Raw genomic sequence first — 22713 nt, 5'->3', positions numbered from 1 at the left:
CCATCATGTCTGAAGACAAGGAGAAGGACAAAGAGGGAAAATCAGGTGAGTTGATGACCGGCTCCGTGAAGACTGCTTTTGCTGGCTCCATCATGTCTGAAGACAAAGAGAAGGACAAAGAGGGAAAGTCAGGTGAGTTGATGACCGGCTCCGTGAAGACTGCTTTTGCTGGCTCCATCATGTCTGAAGACAAAGAGAAGGACAAAGAGGGAAAGTCAGGTGAGTTGATGACCGGCTCCGTGAAGACTGCTTTTGCTGGCTCCATCATGTCTGAAGACAAAGAGAAGGACAAAGAGGGAAAATCAGGTGAGTTGATGACCGGCTCCGTAAAGACCGCCTTCGCTGGCTCCATCATGTCTGAAGACAAAGAGAAGGACAAAGAGGGAAAGTCAGGTGAGTTGATGACCGGCTCCGTAAAGACCGCCTTCGCTGGCTCCATCATGTCTGAAGACAAGGGCAAGGAGAAGGAGAAAGAGGGAAAGTCAGGTGAGTTGATGACCGGCTCCGTAAAGACCGCCTTCGCTGGCTCCATCATGTCTGAAGACAAGGAGAAGGACAAAGAGGGAAAATCAGGTGAGTTGATGACCGGCTCCGTAAAGACCGCCTTCGCTGGCTCCATCATGTCTGAAGACAAGGGCAAGGAGAAGGAGAAAGAGGGAAAGTCAGCAGAATTGATTAACTGTTAAAAGCATCACACGGGGCGTAACAAATGAGGTAATGTTACGTTTCTGTGTTGTGTAAAATCAAAAATCCATAAAACAAGAAGGGCAACCACGGGGTTGCCCTTCTTGTTTATGGAAATTACTATAAATGAACGTCATCCCGCAGGACATGAAATGCCAGTATGAACATTGCTGCATTCCAGGATTGTCCTGCCATACCCATTGGTTCACCTGTCGTTCCGTGAAACCATTCATTGAACTCCCAGTTATTGGTCCTATTTGCCTCAGCAAGTCGCTCCAGTTCGTTCCACGCAAGCTCTTTCCTGCCTAATTTTGCAAGCAGCATTACCCAAAACCCGCCAATAAATGGCCAAATGCCGCCATTGTGGTACTGATAGGGAAGATTCTGCTTGTGGCGCCGCATGTAAGGACGCCAGAGTGGGCTGTTTTCCCGTATGGGATCATGGACCACCCTCACGGGATAAGGTTGGTGAATCTTTAAATTGAGCATGGCATCAACCATGCGGGATGCCTTGGAAGTGTATGCCAGTCCGAAGAAGGCACTGAGGATGTTGCCAAAAACGTCTATCTCTTCTCCCCAGAAGGAAAAATTCACGAAGCTGAGATAAAAATCACTGCGCCTGGCCCTGTTCCTGATATAGTGCATCAAAATACGCACCCTTCGGTGTTCCGGTACCGCCTTATCAAAAGGAAAGAATATGACTTTGAAATAATGTCTCGTCTTGTCTGCGGTAGAAATCTTGTACAGTCTTTTTACATGATACCACAGGGCATTGGAATAAAGCACAAAACCAGACCTCGGCATGATATCTGCCCAATCACTTGCCTCATTCTGCTGCAGCAAGAATAATCCCTGATGTTCCTGGCAGAAAAGCCAGTTAAAGGCACGATCTATTGCCGCACGTAACTGCTCCGCAAACCGTTCTTCGGGGAAAAAATGGTCGTAAAAGTTTATGGCGATCAGCCACCAGAGTGTGGCATCAATGCATCCCGAATACCAGAAATCGACCTCTTTGAGTTCGGGTTTTACGTATTTTGGAATCTGTCCGTTCGGGGCCTGATACTGCGCCAGGGTGAGGATACTTATCTTTGCATTGTGCACGAGCTCCCGGTCTTTGGATGCAATCATCCCCAGGGAGCAGATGGCTGCATCACGTCCAAAAATGCTGGCATAGGACCTGTCCACGGCTTTTTTGGATTTTGCACACGCAATAATACCGGCAGGGGTTGAATTGCCTCTTAATAGCCGTAGCGAACGAGTGTAACACCCCTGAATAAGATCTTCTTCAACGGCGACAGAGGATTTCTGATTGTTCATTTTTGAAGAGACTTATCTTTCAAATCATACAGATTTCATTGACATCCAATTGAGATACCCCCAAATGGTATCATAGAAGCTGCTTTAAGAAAACTTTCTGCTACCAAAACTAAATATATCATAACGCAGCGAAACCGCAACCAAAATAACCGCCCCTCTTTCCCTCCTTCGCGAGGAGGGAATTAAGGAGAGGTAAAAAACTTTCTCAAAACTTGTCCTCATGAAAATGGGGAAAGAAGTTTTTATACAATAATACTATAAATTTCAGAACTATTATCTCTCGTTGTTTTTTATTGAAAGATAATGACTCTTCATATTATACTGCATATGATATTGCGATTGAGGGTCTTTTTTGTATAATAATTGTTATGTGTTACATTCCCGTACTTTCGTAAACAAGCAAAAAAAGATAATCTGAAAAAGATTTTAACGGTATTAATAAAAAATCCGTTAATTTAGGAAAAACAACAATGAAACATATTCTAGAACCAGATCTGATGTCCGTAAATAAACTGCTCCAGGATTTGACAGCCGCGGACAGGATCCACTGGGCAGTGGAAACCTTTGGCAAGGACGCCGTGCTGTTGAGCAGTATGCAGAGTTCGGCCTCTGTGCTGATGCATTACTTTTACAGCATGGAACTGGAAAATGAAATACTCTTCGTAGACACAGGATATCATTTTCGTGAAACTATGCTGCTTCGTGATGAATTCATGCGACGTTACAAATTAAATATAGTGACCCTGTACCCGGAATTAACCCCGGAGCAGCAGGAAAAGGAATTTAAAAGGAAATTATATCTCTACGCCGATGGTCAGAAAGAATGCTGTCGCTTGCGCAAGACAGTCCCATTCCTCAATCATATGAAGCAGTACGGGCGCAAACTTGCAATGGTTGGTTTGCGCCGCAGCGAAGGAGGCCGGCGTGCCAAATTGAATCCTCTTTTACAAGACCCCCGTACCCACGGATATACCCTTCATCCGATATTCGACTGGACGGACAAACAGATTCAGACGTACCTTCAGGAGCATGATGTACCTGTTCATCCCCTGCATAAGCAAAACTATCCCAGCATTGGATGCGAATGCTGCACCACACCGGTCGAACCGGGTGAAGACCCGCGAGCCGGCCGTTGGAGACATCTGGTAAGTACAGGTGATGAAGGACCGAAGTACTGCAACATTAATTGCTCAGATGGTTCCGGGATTTGATACCAGCAGACAAAAGCAGAGACCGCGTATTATAAAAATTTTCTGTCAAAGGCAAAAAAATCTTTATGGAATACGTCAATATCACAGGAACGGAATTGCGCGCTTCACGAATTGGCTTGGGAACATGGGCTATCGGAGGCTGGATGTGGGGAGGCACCGAAGAACAAGCCTCGATCCGCACCATCCATACGGCCATTGAGCAAGGGATTAATTTGATTGATACCGCGCCAGTTTACGGACAGGGCCGTTCGGAGGAGATCGTCGGAAAGGCGATAGAGTTGTACGGTAAACGCAAGGATGTTATTATAGCCACCAAGGTTGGTTTGGAGTGGCGTGACACAAAGGTCTTCCGCAACTCTAAAAAAGATCGAATTCTTAAAGAGATCGAGGATTCATTGCAACGCCTGCGCACCGAAGTCATTGATATTTACCAGGTACACTGGCCTGATCCTCTGGTTCCCATTGAGGAAACCGCTGAGGCTATGCAACAGCTTTATCGTCAGGGCAAGATCCGCGCTATTGGTGTAAGCAATTACTCAACAAAACAAATGGATACCTTCCGTCAGGCCGCCCCACTGCACGTTATGCAACCGCCATATAACCTATTCGAGCGCCAGATAGAACAGGATGTACTACCTTATGCCCGCAAACACAATCTGATTACGCTAACTTACGGTGCCCTGTGCCGGGGATTGCTCACCGGAAAGATGAAATCTGATACAGAATTTACGGGAGACGATCTGCGAAAGGTCGATCCGAAATTTCAGCAGCCACGATATGGTCAGTACCTCGAAGCCGTCGCGCAGCTTGAACATTTCGCCCGTGAGCGCTTTAACACAAGTGTGCTGGCACTGGCAATCCGCTGGTTGCTTGACCAGCCCGGTGTGAGCATAGCCCTGTGGGGCGCACGCAGGCCCGAACAGTTAGAGCCTGTAGCGGGTGTTGCGGGATGGACAATTGATGATACGTCGCGCCAGACCATTGAACGAATTGTAGAAAATGTTGTCAAGGACCCTGTTGGACCGGAATTTATGGCGCCACCATCACGTGCGGACGTTGTGTAAAAAGAAATGACAACAGGAACGGATGGTTTGAAAGGCAAGGCTCCGTCGTAAGCCCGGCAGAACGGTTTAAAAGTCTTGAGATATAAGAATAATTATGGACAACGTGGTTAAAAATATGTATTTTTAAAATATTCACCAAAACTGTGTTTATATATTTTGTAGGCCTTCTGTACCATGTTTGCCTGTCTTTCTATTTCCTCACCTAATTCTTTCCAGATTTGCTCATAGAAGACTCTTTCGCAGAGCATCGATGTAAATTTCTCTTTCAATGCAGGTTCCGCCAGGGAAATACTGTTTATGATTTCCTGCGTATTTTTGAAATTAAAATTTAAGTACTCGAATTCAATCCTTTCTGCCTTTTCAAAGGCTGAGAACGCTTCTTTGATATCAGTTACCCAGGGAATAACAGGAGAATAATAAGGTATGACAGATATACCCTCATCAAGCAGGATACGAACTGCAGTACTACGGGAAGGAAATGACGGGCTTTTTGGTTCCAAAACCTTTTTCAGGGCATGGCTGAAATTGTTTACCGTAAAATATATCCTTTTGCAAAATCCCTGGTTGAGCAAAGGAATATAATCCACGATATAAGGAGAACGGGTGAGTATTACATAGGAAACTTTATATCTGTTTAAAATTTCAAGGAGCTTTCCGGTTAGCTGATATTTCTTTTCAATGGGCTGAAAACACTCAGTCGTAGAACCAAGAAGTACGACATTTGGTTTTTTCTCCAAAACTTCTTTTTCGAGTAAATCGGGTGAGTTTTTCCTTACATCTACGTATGTACCCCAGGGTTTCTCCCGTTTACGAACGACCTTGTTTGACCTCACGTAACAATAATGGCATGAAAACTCACAACCCATATAGGGATTGATCACATATTCCCCTAAATCTATGGATGTGGGATTTAGAATACGGCTTATCGTAACTTCTTTAATTTCTAGCATTTTAGTAACAATTCAACTTTCCTCTCCGCCTTTTGCATCGTTGCGATGAACTATTTCTCTATCAAATTCCCAATGAATGCATTGGTATACTTAAGTTTATGCCTCTTGATTTCTTCAACCAGGATTTCCATCCTTCTCAGGGACGTTGGATTTGTACTATAATCTGCCGTTTCATCTGCCGATGTACCATCATAATACGTAAACGGATTGATTTGGGCAATCTGAGGTATAATCTCTTTATGATGAATAATAAAATCGAGGGTATTTTGAAAATCCTGATCGGTCTCACCTGGATAACTTACAATGATACTTATGCCAAAGAAGAGGTTCGCCTGACAAAGGGCATGAAAGAAATTGAGGGCGTCATCGGTAGTAAAACCCTTGTTCATATTCTTAAGGGTGGTATTTGACGCAGACTCCAGCCCGATAAAAAGACTGTAACAGCCACTCTGCTTCATTTTTTTCAAGAGCTTTTGGTCCATATCATTCCTTATGGCTATCTGTGCTTCCCAATGAATTGACCCAAAATGCTCAATGATGCTGTCACATAATACTTCTAATTTCTTCATGTCCGCATTGATTAAGGAATCGTAAAACACAAAGTATTGTGTCTTGTTGTGTGTTTTATGATACCGGATTTCATCGATGAGACTGCTGACGTTTCTTGTCCTGAAATTTTTGTAGAGGAGCCTTTCCGAACAAAAGTTACATCTCCGGATACATCCCCTTGAAAACTGTAGTGGTATGGTGTTTCTCCTGGGATAGACATTCTGGTCAATTCCTGTATAACGGGGAAACGGGAGGTCTGTTAAATCACTAAGTTGCTCGAACGTTGCTACCTTTTTATGAGTATTGCTGCCAATAAGATATTGATACAAAGGAACTTCACCTTCACCCACAATCAGGTAATCAGCTACACGGATGACCCTCTCATGAAAATTGCCTTCACTTTTAAAATATTGGCGGGTAATTTCTGGTCCCCCCAATACAACCTTTAGGGTATTTTTCTTTGATTTCAGGAGTTCTGCTATACTCACAGTAGTTTCAAAGTTACTCTTGAAACAAGAGAATCCTACAACCTCATAGCTCAATATCTTCTCTATTGCACCCTGAAATTCCCCGGGATTATTTTGTTTCATCAGAGAAAGGATATTTTCTTCGAAAAACGTATTACAACTCACCCGCCACTGCTTTTGCAGTTGATGGTCGGATAAGGTATAAAAAATCTGATTAAAGTCTATCAAGTCTGCACCAATCCCCTTTTGTGCAAGGAACGCCTGGAGGTATCCCAGTCCAATGGGAGGCATATTAGGCCAGGTTAACGGCAATATGGTGAGGAGGATCATTTGTCCTGACATGTAAAATTAAAAATTCTTTTCACCGGGAAAAATAGAAATAGTACAAAGTATATCAGGCAAAAATATATTTCAGCAACATTAAAAGTTGTATTTCTTTGGCAGTTGTTATACTATTATTTCGTATGACAAAATCAATTTCTTATCACGCATAATTACCCTTGGCAAACAAATGAACACATCCCTTATAGAAAAGTTTATTGAAAAAATAACACAGGGAAAAAAAGAACATATTGATCGTTTTTATGAAATCTTTTCGGCAAGGGGATTTTTAATAGAATTGGACGTGAGTTCCGGAAAAATACGATTGAGTGACGATTCACATAGAGATGATGGAGAATTCCTTGAAGCACTGCAGAATATTGATTATAAAAAGATTTACAATAAACCTCATCAGGACGCTATTGATAAACGCGATAACGAAGATATTTCTCAGAACCAGCATGTATATTTTGATGGTATCGATATACAATTGTTTGATATAAATAACAATCAATATGTAATTGAGCTCTTTACCAATGAGATTCCTGTTGATCTTTTTCGTTTAAATTGGGAACGGGATAGGTATGGCAAGTTCGATCACTTTATGACATACGGGCAACTTCCTGCGATACGGGTATATGACCTGGAACCTTTCATAGCACGCCTGGTGAAATCGATTTCTTCCCTTGGGATTTCAACATGGTCATCCTGCGAAGGCCATTGGGGTGAGCCTGCGTATATAGTCTTTGACGGCAAATATCATCGCCTCTGGTTTCAGGCGGTCTTCAATACATTTATTGCAGGAAAATTAAATATGGTATGCAAGTGGGATTGGTTGGGATGGGATGAGCGCTGTATTATAAGCAGTCCAGGCGGAGACATCCTTGAACTCTATCTGGAAATTCAGGATGTAGCCCGATTACTCTATGATCACAGGATTCTTTTGAACAATGTCAAAAAACAGATCTGCACCCTTCTCACCCATAAGCACAAAGGCATGAATCAGAAAGCATTATTGAATACCTTCGAAGATTATTTGAAGGATCAATTTTCAATGACTTAATGTGTATTACTCAGTTGCTTCATGAAAAGACGCCGAAGAAAAAGGCATCTCTTTTTGGAGTGCAGAATAATTTGATTTTAAAAATGGCTATTTTTATTTATAATATTTCTTAATATGAATATGAAAATGATAAGTCACTTATTCATAGTCCTTCTTTCAGTACTATTCATAACTACTTCGTGTGCCACAAAAAGGCCTGTCCTTTATCCCAATGAGCATCTCAATACGGTCGGACGTGAAGTAGCTGATAAAGATATCGATGAATGTTTTCAGCTTGCAAAGGCACATGCTGGTAAGTATCGCACTGAAAAGAAAATTGCTGAACAGACAGCCGTGAGTACCGCTATAGGAGCAGCGACAGGTGCTGCTGTAGGGGCTGTTGCCGGCGACGCCGGACGCGGTGCCGCTGCAGGAGCCGCCGGTGGCGCTGCCAGCGGGCTTATCTTTGGTTTATTTAAAGCCAGAGACCCGGACCCTTTGGTCAGACAATATATGGAAGAATGCTTAGGCGATAAGGGATACACGGTGATCGGGTGGGAATAAATAGAAGCTTTCTTTGAGGATAATAAATATGAAAAAGAAAAACATTGTAATTATGCTGGCGCTGGTACTGACGGCAAGCACCACATATGGAGGGTTTCTGAGTGACCTCTTTAAAAAGGGAGGTGGAGGTGTTTCAAAAGCTGGCCTTGATGAGAGTACGGTTATATCCGGGCTAAAAGAGGCCCTGTCCGTTGCAACGGATAAAAGTATTACATCCGTATCCTCCCTTGATGGTTATTTTGCCAATAAGGCTATTAAAATTTTAATGCCTGAAAAAATTCAAAAGGTAGCAGATACCCTTGGGAAATTTGGATTCCAGAAACAAGTCGATGACTTTGTGCTGAGCATGAACCGTGCAGCGGAAAAGGCGGCGCCGGTCGCCAGAGAATATTTCGTCGATGCAATAAAACAGATGACTTTCAAGGATGCCATGAAAATATTAGATGGCGGTGACACTGCAGCCACTGATTTCTTCAGGAAAAAAACATACAATAAACTTTACGACTCGTTCAAGCCGACTATTTCTGACTCAATGAACCAGGTAGGGGTTACAAATTATTATAAGGACATGATGGGTAAGTTCACGGCGATTCCTTTCATGAAAGCAGAGTCGGTTGATCTTGATGATTATGTGACAAACAAGGCCCTCGATGGGCTTTTTTACATGATAGGAGAGGAGGAAAAGAACATCAGAAAGAATCCTGCGGCAAGGGTGACAGACCTCCTGAAAGAAGTCTTTGGAAAGAGCTAAATTCTTTAATAATGTCCCACCAGCCGAATCAATCATGTATTTCTCAATTGGTAATAATTTACCGCAAAGTTCGCAATTAAATGAAACGGTTTAGAAGTTGAGAAGACAGGACGTTCAATCTGCCGGGGCTTCCTTACTTTTCAATTTCATACCTTCCTCTCCGTTCCCGGTGTCCTCTGTGGTTTATCTTTCTTTACAAAATGACCGTATTACCGTGCAGGCAGTTTGAATGGCATGATCAATTTTCAATTTATCCTGTGGTTCTAACGGTTCAAAAAAAGGCTTTTTGCCAATGATATCGGTCACGTAGAAAAGGGCAACTGCCTTTTTCCGGATATATTGAGCAGCGCTGAAAAAGGCCGAGCATTCCATATCGATTACCTTAATACCCTCTTCATCAAAAAATTCCTTGTAGGATTCCTCACACTTCAATGACCCCATGCTCATCCCTATGACTGGCTGGATTTTTGGGCTCAAATCGGTACTCAAAAAAGATTGAAATAACGTTGGATCAGGATATTGGGTGATAATTTTATTCGTGTGTCGTAACAGGGTATCCGTAAAACTTTCGAAAGACAAACACGCCTTCGGACAAACAAGACTGCCGATGGTTAACTGGTCTGTTTCCTGCACCAGGCCGCAGGAGCCGAAATAAATGATTTTTTGGCAGCTTGTTTCTTCCAGATATAAGACAGCGTCACCGACAAGCAAGGTGCCGATACCCGCTTTCATAAAGGTAAACACATCGGTATTTGCCGTTGCATAGAGCTTCCCCTTTTTCAACCCTTTAATCCCAAGTGCCTTGAGAATATCCGGCATTAGATAGGGAACAACTACGCAGGTCTTTTGAATTACTGACGGTTCTATTCCAAATAAGGTTTTAAAGGTTGTCATAAATATTTTCTGGAAATTTACCGCAAAGACGCAAAGAGCGCAAAAAAGGCAAGAAGGTGAGAAGCTGGGAAGTTGGGAAATTTGGTAGCTGAATACCGGAACTTCACAACATCACAACTTCCCAACATTACGCGTAGCTGAAATCTCAGTGTGCCTCCGTATCCATCTATGGTTAGTTTTCCCTTTTTGTTTTTTATAAATTTCGTGTAAATTCATGTTCATTTATGGCTAATTTTATAAAGCATTATACTCCTTGACAATAAAAATCGTTTAAGATATAAGATGGATAACTTAAGTCCTTTGCCTTTTCATGTAAGGTATTTTTATGGGCATAATAACTATAATTGATCTTTTTCAGACAAAGACCAAAGGGCTTATATACGAAAGCCCAGGGCAACCGCCCTGGGTATACAGGTAAGCACCATCTTTAGCTCTGTAAGAGCGTAATAAAAAATGTCTCAGTCACTAACAAATCTCCTAATTCATATTATATTCAGCACCAAAGATAGAGTATTATTAATCAAGCAAGATATCGAAGGACAATTACATTCCTATATGGCAGAGGTTTTCAAATCATATGATTCCCATGCAATCATAATCGGTGGTACAGAAAACCATATCCACACCCTTTGTTCATTATCGAAGAAGATTCCTTTGAGCAAAGTAATTGAGGAAGTCAAAAAGAGTTCGTCTAAATGGATAAAAACAAAAGATTCAGAATATGGGAGGTTTTATTGGCAAAATGGTTATGGGGCATTTTCAATTGGACATTCAATGAAGGAATCGACAATGCAGTACATTAGAAATCAAAAGGAACATCATAAAAATAAAACATTCCAGGAAGAATTTCTGATGTTTTTGAATAAATACCATATCCAATATGATGAACGGTACATATGGGATTAATGTGTCTTTATGTCACCCTTTCAGGGTTAATTTTTTTTGTTTTCTCATTAGCCCAGGGTAAAAATTTACCCTGGGCTACCATAGAAAAGCCCTTTGGGCTTTAAAAAAAAGAATAAGGATTGATATTCATATGCTATCGCGTTTCTTTGGTGTTGATGTAAGTAGAAATAATGTGTTCATGCGACTACCATCCGTGGTGGATGCTAAGTGAAAAATCGATACAAATACGTTCTATACATAAGGGCGGGATATGAATCATAACCAGCATACGGCAATCGTCAATTTTATTTGGGGAATTGCGGATGATGTGCTTCGGGATGTTTATGTTCGCGGAAAATATCGGGATGTAATTCTCCCGATGACCGTTATTCGACGGCTTGACGCCGTTCTTGAACCAACAAAGGAAGCCGTTCTCAAGATGAAGAAACAGCTTGATGATGCAGGCATTTCTAATCAACATACAGCTCTTTTATCTCTTTGCAAGGCATCGTTCGATCTGGCTTTCTATAATACATCACCATTTACCCTTCGCGACTTACGAAACCGGGCAAAACAGCAGCAATTGAAGGCCGATTTTGAGGCATATCTCGATGGTTTTTCGCCAAACGTGCAGGAAATTCTGGATAAGTTTAAATTCCGGAATCAGATACCTACAATGGTTGATGCCGATATTCTTGGGCATGTTATTGAGAAATTTCTCGATTCTACCTCAATCTTAGCTCAAATCCCATTTATGATTCGGATGGAAACGTTAAGTTGCCAGCCCTTGATAATCATGCGATAGGTACTATTTTTGAGGAACTCATTCGCCGGTTTAATGAAGAGAATAACGAAGAGGCGGGTGAACATTTCACACCGCGTGATGTGGTAAAGTTAATGGCCAATCTTATCTTCCTGCCTGTAGCCAATCAGATTGAATCCGGCACATATCTGGTATATGACGGCGCCTGTGGAACGGGTGGCATGCTGACCGTTGCAGAGGAAACACTTTCTGAACTGGCAAAGGCACATGGAAAGGATGTTGCTATCCACCTGTTTGGACAGGAAATCAATCCTGAAACCTACGCAATTGCCAAGGCGGATCTCCTGCTGAAGGGAGAAGGCGAGGCAGTGGAAAATATAAAATACGGTTCGACACTATCAAACGATGCCTTTCCTTCACATGAGTTTGATTTCATGCTCTCCAATCCCCCGTATGGAAAAAGTTGGAAGACAGACCTTGAGCGTATGGGTGGGAAAGGGGATATTAAAGATCCCCGGTTTATTGTTGAGCATGCCGGAGACCCGGAATTCAAGATGATCCCTCGTTCCAGCGACGGACAGCTCCTGTTCCTGGTGGATAAACTAAGTAAGATGAAGCACAACACCCGGCTGGGCAGCCGGATTGCCGAGGTGCATAATGGTTCTTCCCTTTTTACGGGTGATGCAGGTCAGGGGGAGAGTAATATATGCCGGTGGATTGTTGAAAATGACAGGCTTGAGGCCATTATCGCCTTGCCGGAGAACATGTTCTATAACACAGGTATAGCGACGTATATATGGGTATTGACCAATCGCAAGCCGGAACATCGCAAGGGTAAGGTTCAACTTATCGATGCCACAAAATGGTATGCACCTTTGCGCAAAAACCTCGGCAAAAAGAACTGCGAATTTTTGGAGGAACACATCAAGAAGATTTGCGATACCGTTCTTTCATTTGAAGAAAATGAACAATCAAAACGCTTTCCCAATGAAGCCTTTGGGTACTGGAAGATCACCGTTGAACGCCCTCTGCGCCTTCGTATTGAGCTGTCTGAAAAATCTTTGGGCCGTTTCCGTCAGGTATGCAGGGAAGAAAAAGAGGAAGCGCTTATTGGTATAATTGATAACGTTGCAAAGAAACTTGGCCCCGGTCCTCATTTGGATTTTAATGCATTTCTGACGGCTGTAGAAACTGGCGTGAAGGAAAACAGCGTGAAATTGACGTCTCAGCGTATCAAATTTTTACAGGCCAAACTTGGGCTGAAAGACGAAACGGCTCTGCCGGTCATCAGCAAAATCCACAAACCAGGTAAGATTAATGCCAATCCCCTGTATGGCAGGTATGAAAGAGAGATTAACGGTAAGAAGTGCGTGGTGGAATATGAGCCAGACTCAGAACTGCGCGATACGGAGCAGATACCATTACTCGAAGGGGGTGGCATTGAGACGTTTTTTAAACGTGAAGTCCTTACCTATGTGCCGGATGCATGGATTGACGAGTCAAAGATCCAGATCGGTTACGAAATCTCATTCACCCGATATTTTTACAAGCCAGAACCGTTGCGAACGCTTGATGAGATCAAGGCAGATATCCTTGCCCTTGAACGGGAGACAGAGGGATTGCTGGAAGATATAATGGATTAAACAAACTACAGGCGCTTATAAAAGATATTTTGACTTTTTTATCAAAATAGGTATGAAACTAACCCTGTCAGGGTTTTAAACCCTGACAGGGTTGCCCCGCAATTTTGTGCTTCGGATTTTGCCTTTTGCCCTGAACTCCAGGGTTGCTATACACAGGGAGATACCTATGAAGAGGTATTGGAAAATATAAAAGATGCTATAAGGCTTCACGTAGAAGACAAAATTGAATGCGGCGAAGATATTCCACAACCTGAATCTGTGAGTTTGACTATGATGGAAGTATCAGTATGACAGACAAGCTGCCAAGAGTCACTGCTAATGAAACAATCAAGGTATGAGAAAGATACGATAGAAGAATTTCAGGAATTGCTGAAATACACAAATTTGGCAAGGTAACAAGGTGTTTTAATGAAAAGCCCAATCGGGGATAAAAATACCATTTAATTCTCTATAAAAACCAATTTGAAATATACACAACGGCATAAGTATGCAGCTGTCTGTCATTCCGAGCCTGACCCGGAATCCAGTGTTTTTCTGGATTCCCGTTTTCACGGGAATGACATGCTTGTCCCCGTGAAAACGGGGATTCGTATTTGATTAATGACGCTATGTATAATTGCAGAAAACAGATGAGTCAAAAACTGAAGCCTTATCCTGAATATAAAGATTCTGGTATTCCTTGGCTTGGGAAGGTTCCTATGCATTGGATACAAAAACCAATTCAAGCAATCACATACCTTAAAAATATTAGAGGAAGACCAGATTTGCCTCTGCTTTCAGTATATAGAGATTATGGAGTCATTAGAAAAGATTCTCGTGATGATAATTATAATCCCGAAGGATCAGACCTTTCGACTTATAAAGTTGTAAAGCCAGGAAACCTTGTTCTGAATAAGATGAAGACCTGGCAAGGGTCTCTTGGTGTCTCTAATCATTTAGGCATAGTGAGTCCTGCTTATATTGTTTGTGAAATAATTAGTGATGTTTATCCTCACTATATACATTACTTACTGCGATCAAGGATTTATGTTTGGTTTTATAATCAAATTTCCTCTGGTGTTCGTGTAAATCAATGGGACATGCGTTATAGCGATTTCAAGCGTATTCAGATTTTTTTGCCGCCTATTGAGGAACAGCGCCAAATAGCGAACTATCTTAACAAAAAAGAACATGAAATAAATCGCTTTATTTACAACAAACGGCAGCTAATTAAACTCCTCAATGAACAAAAGCAAGCTATTATTAACCATGCGGTGACGCGAGGAATTGATCCAAACGTCCGACTTAAACCGTCTGGTGTAGATTGGATTGGGGATATTCCAGAGCATTGGACAGTAATGCCAATAAGGCGTGCGTTTGAATCTATTGATTATGGTATTTCTGAGAGTATTTCTGATTCTGGAAAAATTCGCGTTTTAACAATGGGTGATATAAATAATGGACAAGTGCACATACCAGAAACTGGAGGTGTTGATTGGGTGTCGGATAACCTTCTTTTGAAGGATGGTGACTTATTATATAATCGAACCAATAGTGCAGAATTAGTTGGAAAGGTTGGTTTGTTTAAACAAGTAAATACAGTTCAAGTAACATATGCGTCTTATTTAGTGCGTTTCCGTGTTAAAAACATCAATAATTCTGAGTTTTTAAACTACTTACTAAATAGTCCCAAAATATTAAGTATTGCTCGACAGTTAGCTATTCCAAGTTTAAATCAATCAAACTTGAATCCGACTCGGTATGGTCGAATTTTAATAGCATTACCATCCTTGTCAGATCAGATAAAAATTGTTTCCAAAATTAATAATGATTGTGCAAAGATCGATAAATTAATCCAAATTAATGAACGACAGATCAAACTTATATGCGAATATCGCATCCGTCTCATTGCCGATGTGGTAACGGGCAAGATAGATGTCAGGGGAATTCCTGTTGAAGAAATCGAAGGATTGGAAGAATATATGGATGCATATGTTTCAGAGGAATTGCAGGAAAAAGTAGAGATAGAAGAGACTGTGGAGGTGCTGGATGCCAACGACTGATACCAGCGAAAAAGGTCTCGAAACCATCATCGTTGAATCGCTGGTCAGTGAGTCCGGTTACCAGCGGGGAACAAACGAGGACTACGATAGAGAACATGCCATTGATTTGGTAAAACTGCTTGCGTTCCTGAAGGACACACAGCCCAAAGCTATTGAGGCGCTTGGGCTTGAAGTGGACGGACCAAGACGGCAGCAGTTTTTGGGTCGTCTCCAGGGTGAGGTTGCCAAACGAGGTGTAATTGACGTTCTCCGTAATGGCATCAAACACGGTCATGTTTCCATAGAATTGTTCTATGGCACTCCGACACCGGGAAACACCAAGGCTGAAGGGCTTTTCAAGGCCAATATCTTTAGCGTTACCCGCCAACTCCATTACAGTAAGCATGAAACACCACTGGCCCTTGACTTAGCCACTTTCATAAATGGCCTTCCCATTGCAACGTTTGAGCTAAAGAACAAACTTACCATGCAGACCGTTGCAGATGCGGTACAGCAGTACAAGCGAGACCGCGATCCGAGGGAACTACTTTTCCAGTTCGGCCGCTGTATGGTGCATTTTGCTATAGATGATCATGAGGTACGCATGTGCACTCATCTGAAAGGCAAAAGCTCATGGTTTCTGCCCTTCAACAAGGGGTGGAATGACGGGGCCGGAAATCCTCAGAATCCGGACGGTTTGCAGACAGACTATCTCTGGAAACAAATCCTTACAAAAAATAGTTTATCGAATATCATCGAAAATTATGCACAGATTATTGAAGAAAAGGATGACAAAGGACGGAAAAAGCGTAAGCAAATTTTCCCGAGATACCATCAACTGGATGTCGTACAAAAACTGCTTGCCGATGCCTGCAAACATGGCATAGGTAAACGGTATTTAATCCAGCACTCAGCAGGGAGTGGAAAGAGCAATTCCATTGCATGGCTTGCCCACCAATTGATTGGACTGAAAAAAGATGATCATGGTATTTTTGATTCGGTAATTGTTGTTACAGACCGCCGTGTCCTTGATAAACAGATTAAAGACACCGTCAAACAGTTTGCTCAGGTATCGGCTACCGTAGGTCACGCTGAACATTCAGGAGACCTTCGTCGTTTTTTGAAATCTGGAAAAAAGGTTATCATTACAACCGTTCAGAAGTTCCCCTTTGTACTGGACGAAATTGGCGATGAACACCGCAGCAGTAAGTTTGCAATTATTATTGACGAGGCGCATTCAAGTCAGGGTGGACGTACGACTACGAAAATGCACATGGTGTTGTCAGCACAACCAACAGAGTGCGGTGATCAAGATGGAGATGAGACCGTAGAAGATAAAATAAACCGTATCATGGAATCGCGGAAGATGCTCTCCAATGCGAGCTATTTTGCCTTTACTGCAACTCCGAAAAATAAAACTCTGGAAATTTTTGGTATACCGTATCGTGAAGGTGATACCGTTAAACATCGTCCTTTCCATAGCTATACCATGAAACAAGCGATTCAGGAAGGATTTATTCTCGATGTACTGAAGAGTTATACACCGATAGACAGTTATTATCGTCTGATGAAAATTGTGGGGGACGATCCGGAATTTGATACAAAAAAGGCCAGGAAAAAACTCCGCCGGTATGTAGAGTCTCATGATCATGCCATTCGTCAGAAAACGGAGATTATGATTGACCACTTCCATGATTGCGTGTTATCACACCACAAGATGAGTGGTCAGGCTCGTGCTATGGTTGTAACAAGCGGTATTGAGCGGGCAGCCCAGTATTACCATGCCTTTGTGGATTATTTGCGGGAAAGAAAGAGCCCTTACAAGGCGATCGTTGCATTCTCAGGAGAACACGAATACGGAGGCAAGAAGGTAACCGAGTCATCGTTAAATGGCTTTCCGGGTAACAAGATACCTGAGAGATTCCAGGAAGACCCTTACCGGTTTCTCATCGTAGCAGATAAATTCCAGACGGGATATGATGAGCCTCTGCTGCATACGATGTATGTGGATAAACAACTTTCCGGGATAAAGGCGGTACAGACACTGTCACGGTTAAACCGCGCACATCCTCAAAAGTACGATACATTTGTGCTCGATTTTATGAACGATGCCGATACGATACAAGCTGCCTTTGCCGATTACTATCGTACTACGATACTCAGCGAAGAAACTGATCCAAACAAACTGCACGATTTAAAAGCAGACCTGGATGGGTATCAAGTTTATGGAAATGATCAGGTCGGGGAATTGGTTTCACGGTATCTCAATGGTGCTGATCGTGATCAGTTAGACCCAATACTCGATGCATGTGTGGCTGCATATAAATCTGACCTTGATGAAGACGGGCAGGTGGATTTCAAAGGTAAGGCAAAGGCATTTGTCCGTACCTACAGTTTTCTCGCCTCCATTTTACCTTACACAAATGCTGAATGGGAAAAATTATCCATATTCTTAAACTTTTTAATACCCAAGCTTCCTGCACCAAAAGAAGAAGACCTCTCGAAGGGAATCCTCGAAACGATTGACATGGATAGCTATCGTGTAGAAGTAAAGGCTACACGGGCCATTTCTTTACCCGATAAAGATGCGGAAATTGATCCAATCCCAGCAAGCGGAGCCGGGCGTATAACAGAGACTGAGTTGGATTACTTGAGCAATATCATCAAGACCTTTAATGACCAGTTTGGCAACATTGATTGGAAGGATGCAGATAAAATACGAAAGGTAATCAGCGATGAGATACCAGCAAAGGTTTCTGCAGATAAGGCTTACCAGAATGCAATTAAGCAGTCAGACGAGCAGAATGCAAGGATAGAGCATGATAAGGCCCTGGAAAAGGTTATTATTGAATTATTATCCGATCGTACAGAGTTGTTCAGGCAGTTTATGGATAATCCAGGCTTTAAAAAATGGCTCAGCGACAGTATTTTCAATATCACCTTCAAGAAGCAGCCGGCTTAAAAATGGATGTTTTTTCATCTTCTCGAAAAAATTATGTGCAAAGCAATAAATCCAGAATATACAAAGCGATTCAAAAACGATAACAGAGTTCCTTCTATCGTTATATAATCTTGACGAAATTTCAGATTAGCGCAGCGTTGTCCGGTTAGAAATTTGCATGTACGGTTTTGTCATACCCGAACGTTTTTATCGGGTATCCAGTGAACCCTGAACCTCCTGGAGTCCCGCTAAAAACATGCGGGAATTACATCTCGAGTGCAATAAAACAAGACATGCAAATTTCTAACCGGACAACGCTGAGATTAGCGTATTATTGATGGACACTTTATTTAAATAATTGGCACAAAGGACTTCATTATAGTCTTTGCCGTTGTATCTGTTTGTATTATGGGTTCGCCACTAATTCGTGACGCGCCTTTACAATCTGAAAAAGAAATGAAAGGAGGTAGGAAGATGGCTACGTATATGATGCAGTTTGGTTTTACGCAGCAGGGGATACAGAAGGTCAAAGAAAGCCCAGCCCGGGTTGAGGCGGCGAAAAAGACCGTGCGTGATCTTGGGGGAGAGGTGAAGGCGTTTTATGCAATACTCGGTAGTCAGTACGATACCGTATTCATTCTGGAAGCGCTGAACGATGAAGCAGTAGCCAAAATGGCCCTTGCAATCGGCTCTTTGAGCTTCGTCCGCACCGTTACCCATCGCATTTTTACGGAGGATGAATTCAGGAAGATTGTTTCTTCTCTGCCATGAGTAAATCTTCCACAAAATAAACTGGCTCAATCTGCAAGATTGAACCAACCGTGGAACACGGATTCATGCTTTCACAGGAATGGCAATGATATTGTCATTTACCTAATAAACCACATTTTCCTCTTTCTAAAGAAAAAGATTTTAAAATGAAAAAGAAATTTTTGTTAGTCCTTATATTAACAATGCTATGTACATTTTCAGCTTCAGCGACTAGCCATGCAGATTCGCCGATTACTTCAACCAAATTTTATGAGGCGTATCTGGATGTAAAAATGGTTCAAAGGGCGCATCTGGAAGGCGTAATGGGCCTGGAAATTGCCGAATTTTTATCATCCCCGGAAAATCCCATAGATGTTAAGGCGGCGGTAATTAATGCCCTTTCGTGGAGATTTGAGGGGAAGAATAATGCAGAGTTGTACATGTACTACCTGGGGTTATTGTACCATGTGTCAATTCTGGAATTAGACACTGATTTTCTCAGCGCTGATGAAACATTTTGCCTGGGCTATCTCATGGTTATGGACAATTATTTTCATCCGGAGCATGCCATACCATTACTTGAAGAAGCTCACAAGGTAATGGAAAACAGTTTTACCGTTTCAATTATTGTAGCCCTTGCAAAGGCGCAAATAGTTCTTACTGAAGATTGGTGTGAGGTGTGGAAACTTACTGAAAGAGTCCTGGAAAACAGGGCACTCAAACAGGATTTACGCCCGGAGGCGATAAAAATAATTGTAGACTATATGGTTTTATACAAGGATTATTGTGAATGATGCGTGGTCAAATGAGACTTCTAAGATTTACGTTTAAAGGGGGGCAGTAGATGTCATTGAATGTATTTATTACCCGGCAAATTCCAGAAGAAGGCATTGCTCTACTCAAGAAGTTTTGCCAAATAGTGGAGGTAAGTCCGTATGACAGGCCATTGATCTATGACGAACTTCTGGAACGGGTAAAGGGCAGAGATGCCATACTCACCATGCTTTCAGACAGGATCGATGCACGGTTGATAAATGAAGCAAAAAATCTAAAGGTTGTTGCCAACTATGCCGTGGGATACGACAATATCGATGTCAACGCCGCCACTGCCAAGGGCATTGTGGTAACTAATACGCCTGGTGTATTGACGGACAGTACAGCCGATATGGCATGGGCACTGCTTTTTTCCATAACCCGGAGAATTATCGAGGGTGATAGACTTACCCGTGCAGGTAAATTTACCGGTTGGGCGCCCATGATGCTGCTTGGGGGTGATCTCATGGGAAAAACCCTGGGTATTATTGGTGCCGGCAGGATCGGGACGGCTATGGCCATGCGGTCACGGGGATGGAATATGCGGGTTCTTTATATGACACAAAGTAGCAGAAACGCTGTATTGGAAGAAAATCTTGGCGCTAAAAGGGTAGACTTAGAAACATTACTAAAAGAGTCTGATTTCATTTCTCTCCACACCCCCCTTTCTGAAAAGACCAGACACTTGATTGGTACAGAAGAATTCTCAATGATGAAGAGAACGGCTTATCTTATTAACACCGGACGGGGCGCCGTAATTAATGAAGAAGCTTTGATACATGCCTTGGAAAATAAGCAGATTGCAGGGGTGGGGTTGGATGTCTATGAGGAAGAACCGAAATTAAAGCCAGGACTTGCAGAACTGGATAATGTCGTCCTCGCACCACATCTTGGCAGTGCTACCGTGGAAACAAGAACGAAAATGTCTCTCATGGCCGCAGAGAATATCATCGCCGTGTTAAACAGGCAGAAACCCCCAAACTGTGTAAATCCGGAAGTGCTTCCATGATAAAAATAAGAAAGGCAAAGGATGCGGATTTTGAAGATATATGGGATATTTTTCATCAGGTGGTGAAAAGGGGAGACACCTTTGCCTTTGATCCACAGGCAAGCAAAGAGGATTGCAGAGCCCTTTGGATGTCACCCCAAGTTCATACGTATGTTGCTGAATTGCAGAATAAAATTCTGGGGACATATATACTGAAGAATAATCAGCCTGGTCTGGGCGCCCATGTTGCAAATGCCGCTTATATGGTGCACCCGGATGTCCGTGGGCAGGGCGTAGGTAAGTCTTTGGGAAGCCATTCCATAAAACAGGCAAAAAGACTTGGATTTTCTGCAATACAATTTAATTTTGTCGTGAGTACAAATATTATTGCAATCCAGTTATGGTTAAAACTCGGATTTAAGATTGTTGGCGCCGTACCAAAGGCATTTAACCACAAAAAGCTTGGGTTCGTAGACGTTTATATTATGCATAGATTTGTGTAAAAAGTTTTGGTGTTTTAAATGGTTTTTGGATTGTAATATCTATTTCTTGACGATAAAGCTCAGCGGCGCGGTTTACCATGTTCGCTGAAGCTCTTTGTTGGGACTTTCTTTTTGTTGCACACGACATTGTATTCAGTAAGGGGTTCATGTACCGCAGGGTGACGATCCATCCATGATAGGTCATTTCCAATAACGAGTTCCTCTATTGTCGCATGATGAGTGTTCTTCATAGGAATGAGACGCATTTGAAATCCATGGTCTCTGGCCATAGATTTCACCTCGTCTGCATTGTCATAGGTCATCAAAAAATCGCCTTTGATTGATTTGCAAAGCGTAAATAATTGTTCATGATCAAGGGTAAAATGACGATAAAGCCGTTTACCTGCCCTCTTTCCTCCAGCGGTGTAAGGTGGATCAATGAAAAAAATCACGTCCTGACGTTCTGAATATTTTCGAATAACCCCCAACCCGTCTTCCTTGTGAAATGAAATTCTGTCAGCAACGTATTTCAGATTAAAGCATCTTTTGGCAAGAGTTGTAGGATACCATCGTGATTTTATACCCTTTCCATTTTCTCCGTACTTTAAGAAACCCGATCCTTCCGCTAAAATACCTCCGTGAAATGTTCGATTCTTCAAGATGGTCTGAAAGGCTTTTCCCCTTGTATCAACGTTTGATTTAGTTATTTCAGCAATAACTGATTCCTTTGTCAGATCGAAGGAAAGAATCCTATTTGCGATCCATTCTGCGTGCCCGTCTACCACTGATTGCCATACCGCTGCTATCTCCTCATCAATTTCAGCCATGACGACACGTGAGACGAGGTTCTCAAACAAGGCTGTGAGACTTATAATCCCGCCACCGGCAAAAGGTTCGATTAATATTTCGGGCTTTGGATAATGATTTGCAGCCCAATCTCGGAACGTGGGAACGAACCACGTTTTTCCCCCCGGATAGCGAAAAGGGCTTCTCTGTGGAATGCTGGCAACATTAACTGGTTTTGGTGATGATAAATCTTCACATAGCTCTGGAAATAACGATCGTTGCCTGGGTAATTTCATTTTAGAAGGGCCTTTCAATTGTCTTATTATTTGGGGGTGTCTCGATCTGCTCATCAAGTTTCTCCTGAAGCAGTTCTAAAAAATCGTCGATCTTCCCTGGTACTGGGGTAGTAATCGACAAAAGTGCGGGTTCGAATTCAGTAAATACTTCATCAATTTTCGTGAGCTTATACCTATCACGAATACCATCTTTGATCAATTCAAGATCATATATTAACCAAACGATATCCGCTTTCGATTTATGTACTGTCGTCAAGGATGGAAGTGTGTCAAAAAAGCTTTTATTCAACGCTACGGCTGTTTTCTTCTGCCATGAATGAAGGATTCCCCCTTTGAACAGTAACTGTGGAGCAAGTCGCTTGCGGGAAGAGGAGAGATAGTCCGGGCGTGGATAATTCGGCTGACTAGTACTAAGACATATTAGTTATGATACATAATGCCTGGATAGTTTATCATCAGCATCTTGTCGGGTAAACTTCCATTCGATCTTGGTCTTAGTTTGATTACGGCGATGCTGCCAGGCGGCTACTT

General features: G+C 42.3%; 19 protein-coding genes and 2 pseudogenes. 15 read left to right on the top strand and 6 right to left on the bottom strand.

The window, feature by feature from the left end; translation table 11 throughout:
- Positions 1 to 53 precede the first annotated feature (53 nt).
- Positions 54 to 686: a hypothetical protein gene (locus tag E3K36_16790; protein ID MCF6156848.1), complete on the top strand. Its 633-nt coding sequence runs from the start codon at positions 54 to 56 to the stop codon at positions 684 to 686.
- A 118-nt stretch (positions 687 to 804) separates the two neighbouring features.
- On the opposite strand, the gene E3K36_16785 is transcribed toward E3K36_16790, so the two are convergent.
- Positions 805 to 2001, bottom strand: coding sequence for a glycoside hydrolase (locus E3K36_16785; protein MCF6156847.1), 1197 nt, complete (start codon positions 1999 to 2001; stop codon positions 805 to 807).
- A 470-nt stretch (positions 2002 to 2471) separates the two neighbouring features.
- Here E3K36_16785 and E3K36_16780 point away from each other — a divergent pair, with 470 nt between their 5' ends.
- Together E3K36_16780 and E3K36_16775 are read left to right on the top strand one after the other, a co-directional pair.
- The gene (locus E3K36_16780) at positions 2472 to 3212 is read left to right on the top strand and encodes a phosphoadenylyl-sulfate reductase (GenBank protein MCF6156846.1); all 741 of its coding nucleotides are present in this window, start codon (positions 2472 to 2474) and stop codon (positions 3210 to 3212) included.
- Positions 3213 to 3277: 65 nt separating this feature from the next.
- The gene (locus E3K36_16775) at positions 3278 to 4276 is read left to right on the top strand and encodes an aldo/keto reductase (protein MCF6156845.1); all 999 of its coding nucleotides are present in this window, start codon (positions 3278 to 3280) and stop codon (positions 4274 to 4276) included.
- A 107-nt stretch (positions 4277 to 4383) separates the two neighbouring features.
- Here E3K36_16775 and E3K36_16770 read toward each other — a convergent pair whose 3' ends face one another.
- Positions 4384 to 5226, bottom strand: coding sequence for a radical SAM protein (locus E3K36_16770; GenBank protein MCF6156844.1), 843 nt, complete (start codon positions 5224 to 5226; stop codon positions 4384 to 4386).
- 50 nt (positions 5227 to 5276) lie between these two features.
- A complete protein-coding gene (locus tag E3K36_16765; protein MCF6156843.1) occupies positions 5277 to 6584 on the bottom strand; it encodes a radical SAM protein in 1308 nt (435 codons plus the stop codon).
- A gap of 169 nt (positions 6585 to 6753) precedes the next feature.
- Between E3K36_16765 and E3K36_16760 the strand changes: the two genes are divergently transcribed.
- The 3 genes from E3K36_16760 to E3K36_16750 all read left to right on the top strand — a co-directional run bounded on the left by E3K36_16760 (position 6754) and on the right by E3K36_16750 (position 8920).
- Complete coding sequence (locus E3K36_16760) at positions 6754 to 7626, top strand: hypothetical protein (GenBank protein MCF6156842.1); 873 nt, start codon at positions 6754 to 6756, stop codon at positions 7624 to 7626.
- A gap of 120 nt (positions 7627 to 7746) precedes the next feature.
- Entirely contained in the window at positions 7747 to 8169 is a 423-nt protein-coding gene (locus tag E3K36_16755) for a hypothetical protein (protein MCF6156841.1), read from the top strand.
- A 28-nt stretch (positions 8170 to 8197) separates the two neighbouring features.
- The gene (locus E3K36_16750; GenBank protein ID MCF6156840.1) at positions 8198 to 8920 is read left to right on the top strand and encodes a DUF4197 domain-containing protein; all 723 of its coding nucleotides are present in this window, start codon (positions 8198 to 8200) and stop codon (positions 8918 to 8920) included.
- A 183-nt stretch (positions 8921 to 9103) separates the two neighbouring features.
- On the opposite strand, the gene E3K36_16745 is transcribed toward E3K36_16750, so the two are convergent.
- Positions 9104 to 9814, bottom strand: a complete 711-nt coding sequence (locus E3K36_16745) for a hypothetical protein (GenBank protein ID MCF6156839.1) — start codon at positions 9812 to 9814, stop codon at positions 9104 to 9106.
- A 453-nt stretch (positions 9815 to 10267) separates the two neighbouring features.
- Here E3K36_16745 and tnpA point away from each other — a divergent pair, with 453 nt between their 5' ends.
- The 9 genes and pseudogenes from tnpA to E3K36_16700 all read left to right on the top strand — a co-directional run bounded on the left by tnpA (position 10268) and on the right by E3K36_16700 (position 21121).
- Positions 10268 to 10720 (top strand): IS200/IS605 family transposase, encoded by a 453-nt coding sequence (gene tnpA / locus E3K36_16740; protein MCF6156838.1) that lies wholly within the window; start codon positions 10268 to 10270, stop codon positions 10718 to 10720.
- Positions 10721 to 10970: 250 nt separating this feature from the next.
- Positions 10971 to 13105 (top strand): annotated as a pseudogene (locus E3K36_16735) (SAM-dependent DNA methyltransferase).
- A 117-nt stretch (positions 13106 to 13222) separates the two neighbouring features.
- Positions 13223 to 13396, top strand: a pseudogene (locus E3K36_16730) (type II toxin-antitoxin system HicB family antitoxin).
- A 302-nt stretch (positions 13397 to 13698) separates the two neighbouring features.
- On the top strand, positions 13699 to 15147 hold the full coding sequence (locus tag E3K36_16725) for a hypothetical protein (GenBank protein MCF6156837.1): 1449 nt from the start codon (positions 13699 to 13701) through the stop codon (positions 15145 to 15147).
- The gene (locus tag E3K36_16720; GenBank protein MCF6156836.1) at positions 15134 to 18088 is read left to right on the top strand and encodes a type I restriction endonuclease subunit R; all 2955 of its coding nucleotides are present in this window, start codon (positions 15134 to 15136) and stop codon (positions 18086 to 18088) included. The genes E3K36_16725 and E3K36_16720 overlap by 14 nt, the downstream gene beginning before the upstream one ends.
- A gap of 387 nt (positions 18089 to 18475) precedes the next feature.
- Positions 18476 to 18838, top strand: a complete 363-nt coding sequence (locus E3K36_16715; protein ID MCF6156835.1) for a GYD domain-containing protein — start codon at positions 18476 to 18478, stop codon at positions 18836 to 18838.
- A gap of 146 nt (positions 18839 to 18984) precedes the next feature.
- Positions 18985 to 19611 carry a hypothetical protein gene (locus tag E3K36_16710; GenBank protein MCF6156834.1) on the top strand — a complete coding sequence of 209 codons (627 nt, stop codon included), beginning with the start codon at positions 18985 to 18987 and terminating at the stop codon, positions 19609 to 19611.
- 50 nt (positions 19612 to 19661) lie between these two features.
- Positions 19662 to 20639, top strand: a complete 978-nt coding sequence (locus tag E3K36_16705; protein ID MCF6156833.1) for a D-glycerate dehydrogenase — start codon at positions 19662 to 19664, stop codon at positions 20637 to 20639.
- The gene (locus tag E3K36_16700) at positions 20636 to 21121 is read left to right on the top strand and encodes a GNAT family N-acetyltransferase (protein MCF6156832.1); all 486 of its coding nucleotides are present in this window, start codon (positions 20636 to 20638) and stop codon (positions 21119 to 21121) included. The genes E3K36_16705 and E3K36_16700 overlap by 4 nt, the downstream gene beginning before the upstream one ends.
- A 59-nt stretch (positions 21122 to 21180) precedes the next feature.
- Here the strand turns inward: E3K36_16700 and E3K36_16695 are convergent, their stop codons facing one another.
- A complete protein-coding gene (locus E3K36_16695; GenBank protein ID MCF6156831.1) occupies positions 21181 to 22182 on the bottom strand; it encodes a DNA adenine methylase in 1002 nt (333 codons plus the stop codon).
- 1 nt (position 22183) lies between these two features.
- Positions 22184 to 22603, bottom strand: a complete 420-nt coding sequence (locus tag E3K36_16690) for a hypothetical protein (protein MCF6156830.1) — start codon at positions 22601 to 22603, stop codon at positions 22184 to 22186.
- Positions 22604 to 22713: the final 110 nt, after the last annotated feature.

The sequence above is a fragment of the Candidatus Brocadia sp. genome, assembly GCA_021646415.1.
Taxonomy (GTDB): Bacteria; Planctomycetota; Brocadiia; order Brocadiales; family Brocadiaceae; genus Brocadia.
The sequence above is the reverse complement of the archived record's forward strand: the minus strand, read 5'-3'. Positions and strand labels throughout refer to the sequence as shown.